Origin of the sequence: Aequorivita sp. Q41 (assembly GCF_039831855.1) — a bacterium.
Lineage (GTDB): Bacteria > Bacteroidota > Bacteroidia > Flavobacteriales > Flavobacteriaceae > Aequorivita.
In genome coordinates this window covers 1-19,763 of sequence record NZ_JBDPMS010000002.1, presented here as the reverse complement: position 1 = coordinate 19,763, position 19,763 = coordinate 1, and the positions used below count along the sequence as shown (strand labels likewise).

At 35.0% G+C, this 19,763-nt stretch carries 19 protein-coding genes; 12 read left to right on the top strand and 7 right to left on the bottom strand.

The genetic code is table 11. The features are described from left to right. The first annotated feature begins 136 nt into the window (after positions 1-136). From ABJ955_RS09615 to ABJ955_RS09595, 5 genes are all read left to right on the top strand, one after another. Complete coding sequence (locus ABJ955_RS09615; RefSeq protein ID WP_347374406.1) at positions 137-688, top strand: phosphoglycerate mutase family protein; 552 nt, start codon at positions 137-139, stop codon at positions 686-688. A gap of 27 nt (positions 689-715) precedes the next feature. Then, entirely contained in the window at positions 716-1,180 is a 465-nt protein-coding gene (gene smpB, locus ABJ955_RS09610) for an SsrA-binding protein SmpB (protein ID WP_347374405.1), read from the top strand. Between the two features lie 133 nt (positions 1,181-1,313). Beyond that, entirely contained in the window at positions 1,314-3,794 is a 2,481-nt protein-coding gene (locus ABJ955_RS09605) for a DUF5686 and carboxypeptidase regulatory-like domain-containing protein (RefSeq protein WP_347374404.1), read from the top strand. Positions 3,795-3,810: 16 nt separating this feature from the next. Next, the gene (locus ABJ955_RS09600) at positions 3,811-4,281 is read left to right on the top strand and encodes an SRPBCC family protein (protein ID WP_347374403.1); all 471 of its coding nucleotides are present in this window, start codon (positions 3,811-3,813) and stop codon (positions 4,279-4,281) included. Further along, on the top strand, positions 4,263-4,799 hold the full coding sequence (locus ABJ955_RS09595; RefSeq protein WP_347374402.1) for a GNAT family N-acetyltransferase: 537 nt from the start codon (positions 4,263-4,265) through the stop codon (positions 4,797-4,799). The genes ABJ955_RS09600 and ABJ955_RS09595 overlap by 19 nt, the downstream gene beginning before the upstream one ends. On the opposite strand, the gene ABJ955_RS09590 is transcribed toward ABJ955_RS09595, so the two are convergent. Then, on the bottom strand, positions 4,796-5,437 hold the full coding sequence (locus ABJ955_RS09590; protein WP_347374401.1) for a protein-L-isoaspartate(D-aspartate) O-methyltransferase: 642 nt from the start codon (positions 5,435-5,437) through the stop codon (positions 4,796-4,798). The two genes, ABJ955_RS09595 and ABJ955_RS09590, sit on opposite strands and share 4 nt — an antisense overlap. Before the next feature lie 186 nt (positions 5,438-5,623). Between ABJ955_RS09590 and ABJ955_RS09585 the strand changes: the two genes are divergently transcribed. The 7 genes from ABJ955_RS09585 to miaA all read left to right on the top strand — a co-directional run bounded on the left by ABJ955_RS09585 (position 5,624) and on the right by miaA (position 12,760). Beyond that, positions 5,624-6,592, top strand: a complete 969-nt coding sequence (locus tag ABJ955_RS09585; protein WP_347374400.1) for a Gfo/Idh/MocA family oxidoreductase — start codon at positions 5,624-5,626, stop codon at positions 6,590-6,592. A 47-nt stretch (positions 6,593-6,639) separates the two neighbouring features. Beyond that, on the top strand, positions 6,640-7,530 hold the full coding sequence (locus ABJ955_RS09580; protein WP_347374399.1) for a 3-hydroxybutyryl-CoA dehydrogenase: 891 nt from the start codon (positions 6,640-6,642) through the stop codon (positions 7,528-7,530). 61 nt (positions 7,531-7,591) lie between these two features. Further along, on the top strand, positions 7,592-8,830 hold the full coding sequence (locus ABJ955_RS09575) for a DUF1015 domain-containing protein (protein WP_347374398.1): 1,239 nt from the start codon (positions 7,592-7,594) through the stop codon (positions 8,828-8,830). Between the two features lie 21 nt (positions 8,831-8,851). Next, complete coding sequence (locus ABJ955_RS09570) at positions 8,852-9,511, top strand: YggS family pyridoxal phosphate-dependent enzyme (protein WP_347374397.1); 660 nt, start codon at positions 8,852-8,854, stop codon at positions 9,509-9,511. 45 nt (positions 9,512-9,556) lie between these two features. Beyond that, entirely contained in the window at positions 9,557-10,936 is a 1,380-nt protein-coding gene (locus ABJ955_RS09565) for an exonuclease domain-containing protein (RefSeq protein WP_347374396.1), read from the top strand. A gap of 37 nt (positions 10,937-10,973) precedes the next feature. Next, complete coding sequence (locus tag ABJ955_RS09560) at positions 10,974-11,840, top strand: ion transporter (protein WP_347374395.1); 867 nt, start codon at positions 10,974-10,976, stop codon at positions 11,838-11,840. Further along, positions 11,840-12,760 carry a tRNA (adenosine(37)-N6)-dimethylallyltransferase MiaA gene (gene miaA / locus ABJ955_RS09555; protein ID WP_347374394.1) on the top strand — a complete coding sequence of 307 codons (921 nt, stop codon included), beginning with the start codon at positions 11,840-11,842 and terminating at the stop codon, positions 12,758-12,760. The genes ABJ955_RS09560 and miaA overlap by 1 nt, the downstream gene beginning before the upstream one ends. Positions 12,761-12,797: 37 nt before the next feature. Here miaA and ABJ955_RS09550 read toward each other — a convergent pair whose 3' ends face one another. From ABJ955_RS09550 to ABJ955_RS09525, 6 genes are all read right to left on the bottom strand, one after another. Then, the gene (locus ABJ955_RS09550) at positions 12,798-13,514 is read right to left on the bottom strand and encodes a response regulator transcription factor (protein WP_347374393.1); all 717 of its coding nucleotides are present in this window, start codon (positions 13,512-13,514) and stop codon (positions 12,798-12,800) included. A 5-nt stretch (positions 13,515-13,519) separates the two neighbouring features. Next, positions 13,520-15,079, bottom strand: coding sequence for a HAMP domain-containing sensor histidine kinase (locus ABJ955_RS09545; protein ID WP_347374392.1), 1,560 nt, complete (start codon positions 15,077-15,079; stop codon positions 13,520-13,522). 72 nt (positions 15,080-15,151) lie between these two features. Next, on the bottom strand, positions 15,152-15,739 hold the full coding sequence (coaE, locus tag ABJ955_RS09540; RefSeq protein ID WP_347374391.1) for a dephospho-CoA kinase: 588 nt from the start codon (positions 15,737-15,739) through the stop codon (positions 15,152-15,154). Positions 15,740-15,765: 26 nt separating this feature from the next. Continuing rightward, positions 15,766-16,719, bottom strand: a complete 954-nt coding sequence (locus tag ABJ955_RS09535) for a YbbR-like domain-containing protein (RefSeq protein WP_347374390.1) — start codon at positions 16,717-16,719, stop codon at positions 15,766-15,768. Between the two features lie 22 nt (positions 16,720-16,741). Beyond that, on the bottom strand, positions 16,742-17,743 hold the full coding sequence (locus ABJ955_RS09530) for a glycosyltransferase (RefSeq protein WP_347374389.1): 1,002 nt from the start codon (positions 17,741-17,743) through the stop codon (positions 16,742-16,744). Positions 17,744-17,817: 74 nt separating this feature from the next. After that, positions 17,818-19,434, bottom strand: a complete 1,617-nt coding sequence (locus ABJ955_RS09525) for a T9SS type A sorting domain-containing protein (protein WP_347374388.1) — start codon at positions 19,432-19,434, stop codon at positions 17,818-17,820. Positions 19,435-19,763: the final 329 nt, after the last annotated feature.

The following is a 19,763-nucleotide window of genomic DNA, read 5'->3' as shown; positions in this document are numbered from 1 at the left end:
GCATATATAATAATGAAATATTAAAGAAGTTGCACATTTAGTTATAACTTTGCTAATAGGTATTAAAAAATGCCAAAATCTATCTAATTTATACATTTCACACGCGTATTCAATTCGTTTTAAAATATTTTATACAATGAAAAAAATTCTTTTACTAGCCCTTATAGTATCTTTAGTTACTTTCTGCGGACAAAAAGAAAACAAAACAGCAGCTAGTAGCGAAGCAGCTGTGAACGAAACTAGCACGAATCCTATTTCGGCTACCTATTATTTAATCCGCCACGCAGAAAAAGTTCGCACCAATCCAACAGATCCAGACCCAAGTTTAGCGATTAAAGGAATGCTTCGTGCAAAACGTTGGGCGGAATATTTTGAGCCATTTAAAATTGACAATATATACATCACCAAATACATTCGCACAAAACAGACAATTTCGTTTGTGGCGCAGCAAAAACAGCTTTCTCCAATCGTCTATATTCCCAATACCCTTTATTCAGAAGCATTTTTAAATAAAACCAATCACAAGACCACATTAATTGTAGGCCATAGCAATACCATTCCACAATTGGTAAACAAACTTATTGGGGAAGAAAAGTTTGAAAATATGGACGATACTGATAATGCTACGCTCTTTAAAGTAACAATTGATGGAAATTCTAAAAAAGTAGAAACGATAACGGTAGAATAATATAATATTCATTCTATTTTTGCAGCTATGGCAATTCAGAAAAACGTAAAAATAAAAAACAGAAAAGCAAAGTTTGAGTACGAGATTCTCGATACTTATACCGCGGGTATTGTATTGCGCGGCACAGAAATAAAAGCAATTCGCGAAGGGAAAGCATCCATAGCCGAGAGCTTTTGCGAATTTAGTAATAACGAGCTTTTTGTAATTAACATGACCGTTCAAGAATACAGTCATGCTACCTATTACAGCCATGCCCCAAAAAGTGAACGCAAACTCCTTTTAAACCGAAGCGAGCTTAGAAAGCTTGAAAAACAAGTAAAAAACTCAGGCCTTACCATTGTCCCTTTGGTGCTTTTTACCAATGATAAAGGCTTGGCAAAAGTCGATATTGCCCTTGCACGTGGTAAAAAAGAATACGATAAACGTGAAGTTATTAAAGAACGTGATTCTAAAAAACAACTTAGTAGAATCAAGAAGGCTTTTAATAATTAATGCTTTATAACTGCACAGCCTAACGCTACGGAAGCAAACCAAACACCCCCTAAATATCTTCGCTGCTTTAACAAGTTTAAAATCATTTTATTAGTATTTTGCATGCAAGAATTAACACTTTTCAACACACTTGATGCACCTAAAACTCTTTCTCCTCTTTGCTTTTATTTCAGCAATGGTTTCTGCCCAAATAGTTGGAAAAGTTACCGATACCAACAACCAACCGCTCCCATACGTAAACATCTATCTTCAAAATAGCTATACAGGAACCACCACCAACGACGATGGTAATTACTCTTTGAATGCTTCTGAAAAGGGAGAATACAAGGTTATTTTTCAGTTTTTAGGTTATAAAACGCTCACCAAAACAGTTACACCAACTACATTTCCTTTTATTTTAAATGTTTCCCTTGAAGAAGAAACCACAAGCCTTGACGAAGTAGTGGTCACTACTTCTGAAGATCCTGCATACCGCATTATTCGTGAAACGATTGCGCAACGAAAGGAAAATCTTGAAAAATTAAGTGAATTCACGGCAGATTTCTATTCCCGCGGACTGTGGAAAGTAAAGGATGTGCCTGAGAAAATTATGGGGCAGGAAGTGGGCGATTTTGAAGGAATGCTAGATTCTACACGAACCGGAATTATTTACCTCTCTGAAACTATTTCAGAAATTGCATACCAGAAACCTGATAAATTCACCGAAAAAATAATTGCCAGCAAAGTAAGCGGTAACGATAACGGCTTTAGTTTTAATAGCGCCCAAAACGCAAACCTCTCTTTTTACGAGAATACAATTGAAATGAATGCCGAGCTGGTTTCCCCAATCGCTAGCAATGGGCTTAGCTATTATAATTTTAAATTGGACGGAATTTTTTATGAAGGGTCTAAACTTATTAATAAAATAAAAGTAATCCCCAAGCGCTCAAACGACAGGGTTTGGCACGGCTACATTTATATTGTGGAAGACGATTGGCAACTGTACGGCATCGAGCTTAACACCACTGGCGCCGCAATACAAGTTCCTTTTGTGAATAATTTGCAGGTGAAGCAGAATTATAAATACGATGCAACCAATGACTTTTGGGTGAAGATTTCACAAAATATAGACTTTGGTTTTGGGCTTTTTGGGATGAAAGGAGACGGTAATTTTATAGCGGTGTATAGTAATTATGACTTTAAGCCAGCATTCACTAAAAAATCTTTTACCAATGAAGTGCTTTCCTTTACACCTGAAGCCAATAAAAAAGACAGCCTTTTTTGGAATGGAAACCGCCCCGTACCCTTGAGTGATGAGGAGCTTAAAGATTACATTAAAAAAGACAGTCTTCAACTTCTTAGAAGCTCAAAAACGTATCTAGATTCAATAGATACAAAGGCTAACAAACTAAGTTTGCTAAGCATTGTTACGGGGTATTCCTATACTAATTCATTCAAAAAATGGTCTGTAGACTATGAAGGCCCGTTGAAGAATACAAACTTTAATACCGTGCAAGGCTGGAATAGCAAAGCGGGACTATCGTATAGAAAATGGTATGATGACAACCACACAAACGTGTTTTTAGCAGCCGTTGAAGCAAATTATGGCATTGCAGAAGACCGCCTTCGGTTTACCGCAAACATCCTTCGAAACTTTAACTGGAAAGATAAGTTACGTATTTCGCTCGCTGGCGGTAGCAAAGTAGCGCAGTTTAACGAAACAGCGCCTATCGCTCCGTTTATAAATACATTCGCCACACTTTTCTTTGAACGAAATTATATGAAGCTTTACGAGCTTAATTTTGGAAAAATAAACTACAGCCAAGAAGTTTTTAATGGGCTGCACCTATATGCTTCTGTAGCGTATGAAAACCGCCAACCGCTTTTTAATAATACAGACTACGTAACCATTCCTTTTGACGATGTGAGCTATACTAGCAACAATCCGCTTGCACCAAATGATTTTAGCAATGCTGCAATCAAAGAACACGATATTGTAAAAAGTAAAATATGGGCACGGATTAATTTTGGCCAAAAATATTTTTCAAACCCCGATATGAAATTTAATATTGGGAACACTAAATACCCCGAGCTTAACATTTATATGGAGAATGGCACTGCAATTAGTGAGTCTCAGTACGATTACACACAAGTGGAAGCGAGTTTAAACCAAACTGTATCATTTGGCAATAAAGGGCAGTTTTACTACAACTTAAAAGGTGGAAGCTTTGCAAACGGTGAAGGTATTTCGTTTGTTGACTACAAACATTTTAACGGCAACCAAACTAGAGTTGGCACCTCGGCTAATTACACCAATGTGTTTAATTTGATGCCTTATTATGAGTTTAGTACCAACAAAAGTTATTTTGAAGGACATATTGAGCATGATTTTCGAGGTTGGGTTTTAGGTAAAATACCAGGAATCAATCAATTAAACCTAAATTTGGTTGCTGGCGCACATTTTTTAAGCACTGAAGAAAGAAAACCGTATTCAGAAATTTCAATAGGAATCGACAACCTCGGTTTTGGAAAGTTTAGACTGCTTAGAGTAGATTATGTAAGGTCTTATTACAATGGCGGAAGCATGGGTGCTTTTATATTTGGTCTGAAATTTTTAGATATGTTTGGGTTTTAAATTAAAGAATAAAGAGATGCCAAGAATAGAACTAAAAACGATTGTTAAGGCAGATATAAATATTGTATTTGATTTATCAAGAAGTATAGACTTGCACAAAATATCAACAAAACACACTAATGAAAGTGCTATTGCAGGGAAAGCGGAAGGGCTTATAGAGCTAAACGAATGGGTTACTTGGAGAGCAAAACACTTTGGCGTATATCAAGAATTAACTTCAAAAATCACGGAATATGAATATCCAAAATATTTTTCCGATGAAATGCTAAAAGGAATATTTAAAAGTTTTAAGCATGAACATCATTTTGAATATAATACGAACGAGACTTTAATGACTGATGTTTTTAACTACAAATCTCCGTATGGTTTTTTTGGAACTTTAGCAGACAAACTTTTTTTAAAAACTTATATGAAGAATCTTCTTATTAAAAGAAACGCTATAATTAAGGAATTTGCAGAATCCAATAAATGGAAAGAAATAATATAACCATGGCCATACCCTTCCCAGTACTAAATACCGAACGTTTATTTTTACGAAAAATCAATCAATTGGATGTTGACCGAATCTATTATTTTCGTTCGGATAAAGAAATTAATAAATACATAAAGAGAGAACCGCAAACGCGAGAAATGGCTGTTGCACATATTGAATTATTGAACGATAATTTAAAAACAGACAAGGCTATTAGTTGGGGAATATTGATGAGGGATTCTGAAGTTTTAATCGGGTCCATTTGTCTTTGGAATTTTTCAGAAGACAAAAAAACTGCAGAAGTGGGGTACGACCTAGATCCAGAATTTCAAGGCATAGGAATAATGAGTGAAGCTCTAAAAGCTGTGTTGAATTTTGGGTTTAGCCAAAAGGGGTTTGAAACCATTGAAGCATACACAGATTTTCGGAACATTCCATCAAAAAAGCTTCTAAAACAACATGGATTTATTCCAAGTCCAAACAAACAAGATACTGATAACCAAAACAATGAAGTGTATTACCTAAACCATTAGTTCTTGTCCTCTAGCAAGGGCACAAAACGGAATTCGCCATAGGTTTCTTTCTCAAATTCCACCTCAGATTTACGTAAAAATACTGTCATAATCTGAACATTTTCACCTACAGGAATCACTAATTTACCCCCAATTTTTAACTGTGCTAACAACGGGTTTGGAACAAAAGGTGCGCCAGCAGTAACGATAATTCCATCGAAAGGAGCTTCCTCTTCGAGCCCAATATAGCCGTCTCCAAAAACCATTCTTTTTGGTTTATACCCAAGTTTTGGAAGGAAAAGTTTTGTCTTTTTAAACAGTTCATTCTGTCTTTCAATTGTAAAAAGTGTTGCCCCAATTTCCAAAAGTACGGCTGCTTGATAGCCACTCCCCGTTCCTATTTCTAAAATTTTATCACCCTTTTTAACACCTAAAAGTTCCGTTTGTTTTGCAACAGTATAAGGCTGAGAAATGGTTTGATCTGCTGCAATCGGAAAAGCTTTATCAACATACGCATGGTTCACAAAACCAGAATCCATAAAAAGATGCCTCGGTATATTGCCAATAGCTTGCAATACATTTTTATCAGTAATTCCTTTCTTTTTAAGAATTTCTACTAACTTTTTTCGCATTCCTTGATGGGTAAATGTATCCTTCACTTAATATTGTTTTGTTGTTTGAAACTTGAGATTTTAGACTGTACAAAGTAATCAAATAAGTGGGGTATCTACCAAATTTCAGGAGTCAAATTCTAAATAAAAAGGAAGTAAGAAATACAACAATCAAAGCACATAAACTTTTAAACTTTCCATCGAAACCCGTACATTTGTGAAAAACACACGCCAATGCTAAAAGCGGGAGTTCTAGGTGCTGGGCACTTAGGAAAAATACATCTAAAATTGCTGCAACAATCCACAAAATATGAATTAGTGGGTTTTTATGACGCAGACCAAAAAGCTTCAGAGAAAATAACTTTAGAATTTGGGTATAAAAGTTTTTCAACCATGGAAGACCTTATTGCCGCAAGTGATATGGTTGTGGTAGTAACACCTACGAGCAAACATTTTGATTGCGCTGAGAAAGTTCTTAAAGCAGGAAAACACATATTCATTGAAAAACCAATCACCCAAACCGTTGCGCAAGCCGAGCAAATTAGGGACTTAGCGAAGCAAAATAAACTTCGTGGTCAGGTTGGACAGGTAGAACGTTTCAACCCAGCTTTTCAAGCTATTAAAGACAAAATTAGCAATCCTATGTTTATAGAAACACATAGACTTGCTGAATTTAATCCGCGAGGAACAGATGTTTCTGTGGTTCTAGACTTGATGATTCACGACATTGACGCCATATTAAGTGTTGTAAAAAGCGATGTAAAAGCTGTAAGTGCAAGTGGCGTTTCAGTAATTAGTGAAACGCCAGACATTGCAAACGCACGAATCGAATTTGAAAATGGCTGTGTAGCAAACCTTACGGCGAGCCGGATTTCCTTAAAAAAAATGCGAAAAGCACGTTTCTTTCAGCGTGATGCATATATTTCTGTGGATTTTTTGGAAAAGAAATGTGAGGTTGTAAAAATGAAAGATGCGCCAAAAGAAATAGATGATTTTGCCATGGTATTAACAAATGCGGAAGGCATTAAAAAGCAAATTTATTTTGAAAACCCTAAAATCGAAAGCAATAATGCTATTCTTGATGAGCTAGAAAGTTTTCACGATGCCATTCAAGCAGATAGAACACCAGAGGTTTCATTACAGCAAGGAACTGAAGCCTTACGTGTTGCTATGATGATAATTGAAAATTTCAAAAAAATATAAAACCAAAAGTTTAATTTAAAAGCCGCCCTTTTTTTACGGGTATACGTATGAAAAATATTGCAGTAATAGGCGCAGGAACAATGGGCAATGGAATTGCCCACACCTTCGCGCAGTTTGATTATAAAGTACAATTAATTGATGTTTCACAAGCTTCGCTTGATAAAGGAATTGCAACTATCACCAAAAATTTGGACAGAATGGTTGCCAAAGAATCCATTACTGAAGCTCAAAAACAACAAACATTAAAAAACATAAGCACCTATACCAGCCTTGAAGAAGGCGTAGAATATGCAGGCTTGGTAGTTGAGGCTGCCACTGAAAATGTGGATTTAAAGCTAAAAATTTTCCGTGATTTGGATAAGTTCTGTCCAGATGATACTATTTTGGCCAGCAACACTTCTTCAATCTCAATCACTCAAATAGCCTCCGTTACTTCACGACCAGGAATGGTAATTGGAATGCACTTTATGAATCCTGTGCCTATTATGAAATTGGTTGAAATAATTAAAGGTTATAGCACTACTGAAGAAACCTTCAAAATTGTGGAAGACTTATCAAAAAAACTAAACAAAGTTCCTGTTGAAGTTAATGACTACCCAGGTTTCGTAGCTAATCGAATTTTAATGCCAATGATTAATGAAGCTATTGAAACGCTTTATAATGGTGTAGCTGGAGTTAAAGAAATTGACACCGTAATGAAGCTCGGAATGGCACACCCAATGGGGCCTTTAGCTTTAGCAGACTTTATTGGTCTTGATGTTTGTCTTTCTATTTTAAAAGTAATGTACGAAGGCTTTAAAAATCCAAAATACGCTCCTTGTCCGTTATTAGTGAATATGGTTATGGCAGGAAAACTTGGCGCAAAAAGCGGCGAAGGTTTTTATGATTACAGTCAAAACCGAAAAGCAGAAGACGTTTCAAAAATGTTTTCAAAATAATTTCACAGGCAAATTACCAACTTAAACAGCACGCTGCTCCACAATACTGAAGAATAAATTAATGGCCAAAATCATCCCATTTAAAGCTGTGCGCCCAACACGAGACAAAGTGAGTTTACTCGCAGCACGCTCGTATGATAGCTATACCGCGGCACAGGTGGAATCTAGGTTGCGGGACAATCCCTTTTCGTTTTTACACATTGTAAACCCTGGGTATAAATATCAAAAAGAAATTTCAGGAGAAGAACGATACGGACTTGTTCGCAATCGGTATCAAGAATTTAAAGAAGATGAAATTTTTATTCAAGATGAAAAACCATCGTTTTATATCTATAAAATTGTAAATCGGGATGGCTTAGAGTTCAAAGGTATAGTTGCAGCGGCAAGCACCCAGGATTACGAGAAAGATGTAATAAAAAAACACGAAGACACTTTAGAGTTTCGTGAAGTTATTTTTAAAGAATACCTAAAAACAGTGGGTTTTAACGCTGAAGCTGTCCTCCTAACCTACCCCGATAATAACGAATTAGAACACCTCATAGATTTTGTGATGGAAAGTCGTGCAGAGTACGAATTTACCACAACCTATCGTGACACACATTATGTTTGGAAAGTAGATGACGATGCCCTTCTAAAAAAAATTCAAGAAATTTATGCTGAAATCCCTGCTCTTTATATTGCTGATGGGCATCACCGCTCCGCATCTTCCTCGTTGTTAGCGAAAGATTTAAAAGAAGAAAACCCACAGCATACTGGCAAGGAAGCTTATAATTATTTTATGAGTTATCTAATTCCAGAAAGCGATTTAAAGATCTATGAGTTCAACCGTTTGGTAAAAGACTTAAATGGGTTGACGAAAGAAGAATTTTTAATAAAACTAGACGAGTATTTCCGAATTGAAAACCGTGGAATGGAATACTACAAACCTTCTAAAAAACATCATTTTAGCATGTATTTGGACGGTGAATTTTATTCATTATACCTTCGGAAAGGCAAATACGAAATCAAAAACGCACTTGACGCGTTAGACACTCAAATTTTATATACTACTATTTTGAAACCCTTGTTAGGAATCAAAGACCTAAGAAACGATCAACGGATTGAGTATTCTCATGGAAAAAAAGACTTGGCGTATGTAAAAACTGTTGTGGACTCAAAAGCTTTTGCTGTTGGTTTTGGGTTATTGCCAGTAACCACAGATGAAATGAAAATGATTGCAGACGAAGGTCTAAAAATGCCTCCTAAAAGCACGTACATTGAACCAAAATTAAGAAGCGGTGTCACCGTGTATGAATTTTAGCAGTGAGAAAAAGAACAAACAATGTGTATTTCCGAAAATCTTAAAAAAATTAATAGCGAATTGCCAGAACATGTTACTTTGGTGGCAGTTTCTAAGACAAAGCCTGTTGAAGCCCTACAAGAAGCCTATAATGTAGGTCAACGTATATTTGGTGAAAATAAAATACAGGAAATGGAGTCTAAATGGCGTGAAATGCCCAAAGACATCCAATGGCATATGATTGGCCATGTGCAACGCAATAAAGTGAAATTTATGGCTCCTTTCGTGAGCTTGATACATGCGGTAGATAGCTTTAAACTTTTAAAGGAAATAAACAAAGAAGCACTAAAAAATGAGCGAACAATTGAGTGTTTGCTTCAAATAAAAATAGCCGAGGAAGAAAGTAAATTTGGGATGAATAAAGAAGAAGCTACAAATCTTCTTACCTCAGAAGAATTTAAAAAACTTAAAAACATAAAAGTTGTTGGATTAATGGGAATGGCAACATTTACCGATAATAAAGCACAAGTTTTAGGAGAATTTCAGAAATTGAAAGAAATATACGACGCCTTAAAAATTCAAAACCCTTTGTTTAGAATTTTAAGTACTGGAATGAGTGGTGATTATGCTTTAGCCATTAAAAATGGCAGTACAATGGTACGCGTGGGAAGTGCAATTTTTGGAGAACGCAACTATATATAACGCCGCCCTAATTCAACAAAAAATAGAGAATACCTAACAAAGAGAATGTACGCAATTTTAGACATAGAGACTACGGGTGGAAAGTACAATGAGGAGGGAATCACGGAAATTGCAATTTATAAATTTGATGGCCATAAAGTGGTAGATCAATTTTCCAGTTTAGTAAACCCTGAAAAACCCATTCAACCTTTTGTAATAAACCTTACGGGCATTAACAATGAAATGCTTCGGCAGGCGCCAAAATTTTACGAAGTTGCTAAGAGAATCATCGAAATTACAGATAATTGTATTCTTGTTGCGCACAACGCGCTTTTTGACAATAGAATTCTCACTACAGAATTTGACCGTTTAGGTTATAATTTTGAAAAAGAAACACTTTGTACGGTAGAATTAGCAAAAAAACTAATTCCTGATATGCCTTCCTATAGCTTAGGAAAATTAGTGCGTGCCCTAGGAATCCCGCTAAGTGACCGTCATCGGGCACAAGGCGATGCAAAAGCGACAGTAGCGTTATTCAAAATGCTTTTAGCAAAGGATACCTCAAAAGAAATAATTACGGAAACACTACGCAAAGATCCAAAAAGACAATTAGAGCCTAAACTACTTGATATAATTCAAAATGCACCTTCAGAAACCGGTGTGTATTACATGCATAATGAGGCTGGGAAAATAATTTATATTGGTAAAAGTAAAAACATCAAAAAAAGATTAACGCAACATTTTACAAGTGATAATCGAAAATCAAAAAAAATTCAGCTGGAGGTTAAATCGGTAACGTATGAAAAAACTGGGAGTGAATTGATTGCGCTTTTAAAGGAATCTGAAGAAATAAAACAGAACAAACCTATATTTAACCGAGCGCTTCGCCATACTATTTTTACGCATCAATTAACCTCGTTTATAGATGAAAACGGGTATATAAATTTAAAAATAGAAAAAGCAGACGGCAGAAAAAAAGCCATCGTCACCTTTAGTAATTATCAGCAAGCAAAATTATCGCTATTCAAAATAACAGAAGAAAATCAACTTTGCCAGAAACTAACAGGGCTATACACAACAAAAAAATCTTGTTTTAACTATTCCATTAAAGAGTGTACTGGTGCCTGTATCGAAAAAGAATCTCCTGAAGAATACAACAATAGAGTTACTGCCTTCTTAGAAAAGCGAAGTTATGAAAATCAAAACATGCTAATTATTGATAGAGGTCGTGAAATTGAAGAACACTCTGTTATCTTAATAGAAAATGGGGTTTATAAAGGATTTGGATTTTATAACTTAAATTATCAAATTAATAATCCTGAAATTCTTAAGGCTATTATTAACCCGATGGGCAATAATAGAGACGCCCAACATATAATTCAAAATTATCTTAGAAAAAATAAAGTTCTAAAAACGGTAAACCTTTCAACCAATACCAATAATTGAGTAAAGTTGTTTATTTTAGACTTTTAAATCCTAGAACTTGAAACCATCTAACAAAAAATCCTGGCGTTATAAGCTGCATGAAATAATATATGAAGCAGACACCCCTATGGGGAAGCTGTTTGATGTAGTGTTGTTGTTCTTAATACTATTGAGTGTTGTCCTTGTTATGCTGGAAAGTATAAAAGGGGTTGATGTAAAGTACCATTACTTTTTAAATATAAGCGAATGGATTATCACCATTTTCTTTACCATAGAATATATTGCAAGAATAATTACCGTTAAAAAGCCAAGGGCTTATATATTTAGTTTTTACGGTATTATTGATTTTTTATCAACAATACCGCTTTATTTATCGATGATTTTAGTAGGAAGCCATTACCTGCTAGCAGTAAGAGCGTTGCGTTTGCTTAGAGTTTTTAGAATTTTAAAAATTACGCGTTATGTTGGTGAATCAAACAAACTAGTAAAAGCTCTAAAAGATAGTCGGGCAAAAATTTTGGTTTTCCTATTTGCCGTTTTAATCATTTCAATCATTGCGGGCACACTCATGTATCTAATTGAAGGGGAAGCAAGTGGTTTTGTTAGCATCCCTGTAAGTGTTTATTGGTGTATAGTTACGCTTACTACTGTTGGTTTTGGTGATATCGCCCCTATTACACCGCTGGGCCAATTTCTAGCTGCACTTATTATGATTATGGGGTACGGCATTATCGCTGTCCCTACCGGTATTGTGAGTGCTGAATACACTAAAACCTTGGGAAAACAAGATGTTTTAGGGAAAGATTATGTACATGTAAACACCCAAGCCTGTAGAAACTGTGGCTCTCCAAAACATAGAGATGATGCAAATTTTTGTCATAAATGTGGTGAAGATCTTCACCCAGATGAAAACCCGCTTGTTTGATGTCTTTAAGTTCCAAACCCACCCTTATTTGTATCGTAGGCCCTACCGCAATTGGTAAAACCGCATTATCGATTAAATTAGCCAAAGCTTTTACCACGGAAATAATTTCGGCAGATTCGAGACAGTTTTTTAAAGAAATGACTATAGGAACCGCAGTTCCTTCTTCGGAAGAACTAGCGGAAGCTTCGCATCATTTTATACAACATATTAGCATTTTTGACACCTATTCTGTCGGAGATTTTGAAAGAGAAGCGATCCAATTTTTAAAAAAATTTTTCAAAAAAAACCAACTTGCAATTATGGTTGGGGGCTCCGGGTTATATATTGATGCGGTTGTAAAAGGGTTGGATAAATTTCCAGAAACAACTTCTGAAACGAGACTACTTCTCAATAAAGACCTAAATGAAAAAGGGATTGCATTTCTTCAAAACGAACTAAAAATAGTAGATCCCAATTATTTTGAAAAGGTTGATATTTATAATCCTCATAGAGTTATTCGTGCTTTAGAGATTTATCGCGAAACTGGAAAACCGTACTCTTCATTTCTAAAACAAAAAAAAACGGTGCGGGATTTTAAAACTATATTCATTGGCCTCACCGCAGATAGAGAGCTTATTTATGACCGTATAAACCAACGTGTAGACACAATGATCCATGAAGGTTTGCTTGCGGAAGCAGAGTCTTTAGTACCATATAAAAATAAAAACGCCCTGCAAACAGTTGGCTATCGTGAACTATTTGAATATTTTGAAGGAAACCTTACTCAGGAAGAAGCTATTTCTGAAATCAAAAAAAATACGCGCAGGTTCGCCAAGCGACAAAACACATGGTTTAAAAAAAACGAAGCAATACAATGGTTTGACTATAAAACAGCTGCCTCGACAATACTTAATTTTATAAAAGAAAAAAACGCCCTTTAGAGGCGTTTTTTTACACATATCTTAATTTTGAAAAAAATTAATTATCAACCTCGTCTTTCACTACCAAACGGAAGCCTTCGCCGTGAATATTGATTATTTCCACACCATCATCTTTACTTAAATACTTACGAAGCTTTGCTATATAAACATCCATACTTCTAGAGGTGAAATAGTTGTCGTCTCTCCAAATTTTGGTAAGTGCCAATTCGCGTGGCATTAGGTCGTTTTTATGAAGCGCTAAAAGACGTAACAATTCATTTTCCTTTGGAGAAAGTTTTATTGGAGTTTCTTTATTATAGGTTAAAAAGCGCAGTTTAGAATTCAAATGAAAATTTCCAACTTGAAATTCAAATTGCTTGCTATCGGCAATTGAGTCTGTAGCTTTACGTTGAATAATAGCTTTAATTTTCATTAAAAGCACTTCACTATCAAAGGGTTTATTTAAGTAATCGTCAGCACCAACCTTATAGCCTTTAAGCACATCTTCTTTCATTGCTTTGGCTGTCAGAAAAATAATTGGCACATCTTCATTTTTTTCTCTAATCTCTTTGGCTAATGTAAAACCATCTTTATAAGGCATCATTACATCGAGGATACAAAGATCAAAATCATCTTTTTTAAATTTTTCAAAACCTTCCATTCCGTTTTTGGCGTGAGTCACGTTATAATCGTTCATGGCTAGGTAATCTTTTAGTACTGTCCCGAAGTTCGGATCGTCTTCAACAAGAAGGATTTTTTTGTTTTCTGTTTCCATAATTTTTAAGATATTAAGTGTAATTTTAGTATAAAAGTACTGCCCTTTCCTTTTTCGCTTTCCACGTATATTTGGGCGTCGTGGTCTGCTAAAATCTGCTTAACATAAGCCAATCCAAGTCCGTGACCTTTTACATTATGTATATCGCCGGTATGCTCTCGGTAAAACTTATCAAATATTTTTTTCTGAACAGGTTTACTCATTCCAATTCCCTGGTCGCGTATTTTTAAAATAACACTATTTTTTACGTTTTCGGTGTAAATATCAATCTTCGGCTCGCCCTCCGTATATTTTACCGCATTGTCTAATAAGTTGACAATTACATTACCAAGATGCGACTCATTCGCTAATACGGTCGACTTGAGCGCTCCAAAATGAGTGTGTATATACCCCCCTCTATCTTCCACAATCAAACTTACATGTGATATAGAATCTTCAACAATTTCATGCAAACTAACGCGCTCTTTTGGTAAATCCAACTCATTTTTTTCAAGCTTAGAGATTCTTAACACGTTTTCCACCTGTGCGTGCATCCGTTTATTTTCATCTCTAATCATTCCCAAGTACCGCGTTAAAAACTCTTGATTGTCCTTTACTTTTGGATTTTTCAAGGAATCTAATGCAAGGTTGATAGTTGCTATTGGTGTTTTGAACTCGTGAGTCATATTATTTATGAAATCACTCTTTATTTGTGAAATTTGACGTTGCTTATATATTTGTGATATAGCACTAGAATACGCTAATATTATAACACTTGTAAAAACCAATGAAAGTATTGCCATCCCTAAGATGCTATTCAATACAAATTTTTCTTTTTCTGAAAAATTTACATATAGCTCATACCCATTATCATTTTCATTTCCAAAAAGAGGAACCATATAGGTGCTTTCGGCATCGTATTTAAATTTCTTGGAACGAACTTTCGTTTCCATAGTGTTGCTATAAATAGCGAATTCAAATTTTGAATTTAACCCTCTCTCTTTAATTTCTCTCGCTATCATTTCTGAAATTTCACTAGCACTTACCCTTTTATAAATTGGTGTGAGGGCCGTTATATTGCTAACAAAGCTTTCAAACTGATTCTGCTCATAATCTTTCATTCTAGAAAAGGACTCTACTCTAGTTTCAGTTGTGGTCACGCCATCAATTCCTTCTGAAACTTTAGTTTTAGTTTTTCTATTGGTTAGTTTTTTAAACTGTATACTATCACTCTCGGCATCAAAAAGACCCGCTGATAATTTATAATCCTGTTCTAATATACCATCGGTAAAAAAATATGTTTCGTTGGTAGCTTTATTCTGAACTCTATATGCCAACTCCGTAAAACTCACATTATCTGGCACTTGAATACTATCTACATAAGGAACGTAAAGTTGATAGTATTTATTTATTTCCCGCAACTTTATTTCCTTAGAAACGGATAAAAGCACTTGTTTTGCATTAATAGTAAATTGATCTGCCTTGGTTCTGTATGCATTTGATATCCAGTACCCCTGAACAAATACTATTCCCAGTAATGAGAGGCTCATGAGCGCTATGAGCAATACGAAAAGCTTTTTGTTCATACCTCAAAAGTAATATTTTAACATTTAGCTACTCGTTCATTTAACCAAATGTTAACAAACAAACACCTACTTTCAGTCAGCTTCTATTTTAAGGCTACGATCAATAAACTCAACCCTTGCTTTGGTATTTTCTAAATCTATGTTTTCAATAACCAAATCTGCCAGTTGGCGTTTTTTTTCATCGCTCCACTGATTGTTCATCCGTGTTTCAATTTCTTTTGCTGAAGTTTTATCTCTTGCCATAACACGAGCCACACGAATATCCTCGGGTGCTGTAACTAATATTACCAGGTCACAATTTTTATAACTGCCATTTTCGAAGAGTATGGCAGCTTCCTTTATAACATAGTTGCTTTTTTGTTTTGTAGTCCATTCTTTAAAATGCGCCGCAACTTTTGGGTGAATAATAGCATTCACAGCTTCTAAAAGTACTTTATCCTTGAAAATTTTTGAAGCGATAAACTTTCTGTTTACCGAATTTTCCATATACGCTTCTTCCCCAAGAAGCGCAATTAGCTCTTTGCGAATAACCTTTGATGTCGCCATAAGTTTTTTAGCCTCATCATCAGCAATATACACCGGTACTCCCAACCGGGAAAACATTTTAGCTACAGTTGTTTTTCCACTGCCAATTCCTCCAGTAAGCCCAATTATTTTCACAATTTTTTCTATTGAAAATTGAATTATTATTTGAATATAAAGAAATCTACTTTTTTAGGTTCAAAAACCACATTTCTAATATGTTCTGGTTTCTTTTCTAGGAATGGAAGCATAAAATTATCTTCTTGATTTCTTTGTGAATAATCACAAACTAGCCTAAAGCTTTCACTTGAAATTTCGGTAAAATCTTTAACAGAAACATCAAAAGAAATGGCAATAGATTGTGGCACCATTTTAATATCAATATTTGGCGGTAAATTTATTACTTCAACCGGCAAAATAAATTGTTCTTGTGAAAATTCAGCCACAGTCAATTCTACTTTCACTTTTTTGGGCTTTACGGAAACAATTCCGTTACCAACATCCAAAATATTTATTTCTTGAGAGATATTTTTCTCAATATTTCTAAAAGAAATAAGTTCAGTTTCAATTGTTGTAATGTTTTTTAAACTTCCCGCAGGCCCTGAAATTAGTACTGAATCAGGTTTAATCCGTATACTATCTTCGGGTTTAAACCCATCTTTAAATGTAATGTCTGTTTTGGCAAGTACACGAACTTTTTTCAACACAATTGGGTCTAACTTTACATTCAATTCATCAATTGAAAGGTTTTTTATAGCCAGATTTCTATTAAAACTAGAAGAAACCAAACGCATCAATTCATTTTTATTTATTGTAAAACCATTTTCTGCTTCAGAATAGTATTGCCTCACTTCTAGAGACACCTTAGGTTTTTTAAATTTATAAAAAAGAATTTCGAACCCATTTGCAGTAAGATCAAAAGTAATTTCCTTTGTGTTATTTATAGAAAGGGCAGCAGCTTCTGGAATATTTTCATATTCAATTTTTGATACCATGGTAGCAGTAAATTCCCTACTAAACTTAGTTAAAACCCAAAAGATAGTAGCCAAAAATAGGAAAAGTAAAAATCGTTTTACTTTTGTATTTTTAATATTTTTGAAAAGATCCTTCTTCATCATTTTTATTTGAAAGTCATTAAAATTAACTAAAAAATAAGGAGGGAAATTGTTTCTGTGGATCTTTCTTTAAAAGAGCTATATAAAAACTTGATTTTAGAAAAGCCAAGCCGTACCCAAAAAATTGTACAAAAACAGCAGCTATTGAAAGCAATCCAATATAAACACTTTTATTTTTAATAGTAGAGTCAATAAACAAAACCCCTAAATAAAACAATATTGGCATTAATGCTATGGGGGTTAGAAGAAAAGCGCATACCATAGAAGTAAAAGCAAAAAAGACAAATAGTGTAGGAAACCAATAGGTGATTTTTGAAGATGAAGGATGCCATTTGTTTAAAATCGGTCTCACAAGACCAAATTTTTTAACTTGTATATAAAATTTTTCCCACGAAATACGTCTTTTATGGTACACAAAAGCATTGGGTAAAAAAGTTGTTTTATATCCTTTATTTAAAATTCTCTGTGAAAGATCGGGGTCTTCCCCAGGATGTATTTTAGCAAAGCCCGAAGTTTTTTCGAATACTTCTTTTGAAACTCCCATATTAAAACTTCTAGGCTCAAAGCGATTTACACTTTTTTTATTTCCTCGAATACCTCCTGTAGTAAAAAAAGAAGTCATTGTATAGTTAATGGCTTTTTGTAAAGGCGTAAAACTAACATGCGCAGCATCTGCACCACCAAAACAATGATAAAATGTATTATTTAAAAATGAATCTACTGTTTTTAAATAATGTGGTGGCACCAAACAGTCTGAATCTAGAATTATAAAATAATTCCCTTTTGCACGCTTCATCCCATAATTACGTGAATCTCCTGGCCCTGAATTTTCTTTAAAATAATAAGAGATTGAAAGTCTATCAATATATTCATTGACGATTGTTTCTGATTTTATTGTAGAGCCATCTTCTACCAGTACTATTTCAAAATCCGCTTCAAACTCAAGGCCTATAAAACTATCTAAAAGCTCTCTAACTTCCTGAGGACGGTTGTATACTGGAATTACAAAGGAATAATTGATTTTCATACTGCAAAGTTAGTCAAATAAAAAAAGCCACCTACTTTCGTAGATGGCTTTTCGGTATGTAAAATCTAATCTATTTAGTTCTTCAACACTTTAAAAGTACCAGTCTGACCGTCTACAGTAACCTGCATTAAGTACGTTCCAGTTTTTAAGCTTGAAATATTAAGATCTGTAGTAGTAGCACCAACATTGGCATCCATTACTTTTTGTCCTAATAAGTTAAAGATAGAAACAGTTTCTATATTGTTTACGGATTTTAATGAAAGAAGCCCCGTAGTTGGGTTTGGATAGTAAGAGAATCCACCAAGTGTATTGTCTGCAACACTTAATGGCTCACACTCACCTTGGAAGCTATAAACAACTTCTTGTGTTGGATCTACAATAGTCCAGAAACCATCAGCTGCATTAAATCGAGCCATAGGCTCACCTTCAACTGGCACTGTATTAGTATATAACCAGAATACAGTTGCTTGATTTGTAGCAGTACCCATGCTTATTTCAACCCAATACTTAGTATCTACTGAAGCATCTCCAGGGAATGTAAATGGTGTTAAAGCTAGGCTAGTTTCGAAAATGAAAGCAATTGGATTAACCCATTCTGCTGAACTTAAGATTGTTGGTACAACTGTCTCTCCTCCTAAAATTGTTCCTGGTAAACCAGCAGCATCGTCATAGTAAACTACACTTGCAGTAACCGGAGCATCTTCTGGAGCAAAAGTTAAGAAAGGAACTTCGATTGTATCGATAGTAAAGTCCTCACCAGCAGCAACAACAATATCAGCTGCAGTTTTGAAATCTGAATCTGCAGATGATCCTGACCCACCATTACCGTCTCCAGTAACTGGGTGTTCTTGATCACATGCAGCACCGCCACCTACTGGATCACCATAAACGATAAATGGCATACCTTGTGGTCCAACATCATTTAAAGCAACCCATACACCAGCTTGGTTTTGAAGTGCATTTCCTGTAGTAGAGCTACCAGTAACAACTACGGGTGGAGCCCATGGTCCAGAAGCACCAGAACCTTCAAAAGAATAATCAATCCAGTAAGTACCAGCAGTTAAGCTAAGTCCTGCAGTGTTAGCAGTAACTCGTTGAAGCTCTCTAGCAGTATCACCAGGAGCACTTTCTACTTGTCTAAAAGCGTCTGTTGCAGTAGCGCCGTCAAGAATGTTTGTTGTAAGGTCGCCCCAAACAACATTAGCACCACCACCACTAGGATCTCCATCCCATACTTGCAAATATACCGCAGTAATAGAAGGAGCTACAGAACCCGTTTGGTAAGCAAATACATCGATAGATGTAATGTCGTAATCTGCAGTAAGCACTAAATCTTCAGCAATACTTCTTCCTGAAGTAAATTGAGCACCAAAACCGAAAGCCCCCATACCTAATGAAACATCCTCTAGAACACTAATATCTGGTGGTCCAGCTACACTAAAGAAAGCCCCGTTATCATAAATAACAGCATTAGGAGATTTAGAATAATAAGTACCCGTAAACGGAATCTGTACATCAACATCTATTGTGCTAGTAGTAGCAAGACCTGTAGTCTCCCCAATTGAAGGTGCTGTAGAGTTGTAATAAGCTGCTGGAAGTTGTACCGACTTTGCCGGCGCTTGGATGTCTTTGCTTTGGCTAAACCCCAAGGTGCCAAAAAGCATTAAAGATAAAATTGTAATTTTTTTCATAATTAAATTGATTTAATGTGAGATTTATGTTAAAAATTTTTATAAAAATAGAAAATTATAATGACTGAGCAAATAAAATAAAACCAAAAAAGGAGTTTGTAGTGCTTTTCGTACAAACCTCTTGAACCGTTTAAAAAATTAAATTTTACAAAATCAAACTATACTTATATCCTAAAAAATATACTTTTAAATAAATAAAAAATTCATTTCTATTGCATGCCTAATCAGTACTTACAGCTTCATTTTAAATTCAAGAAAACTTATAAAACATAAAAAAAGCCACCTACTTTCGTAGATGGCTTTTCGGTATGTAAATCTAATCTATTTAG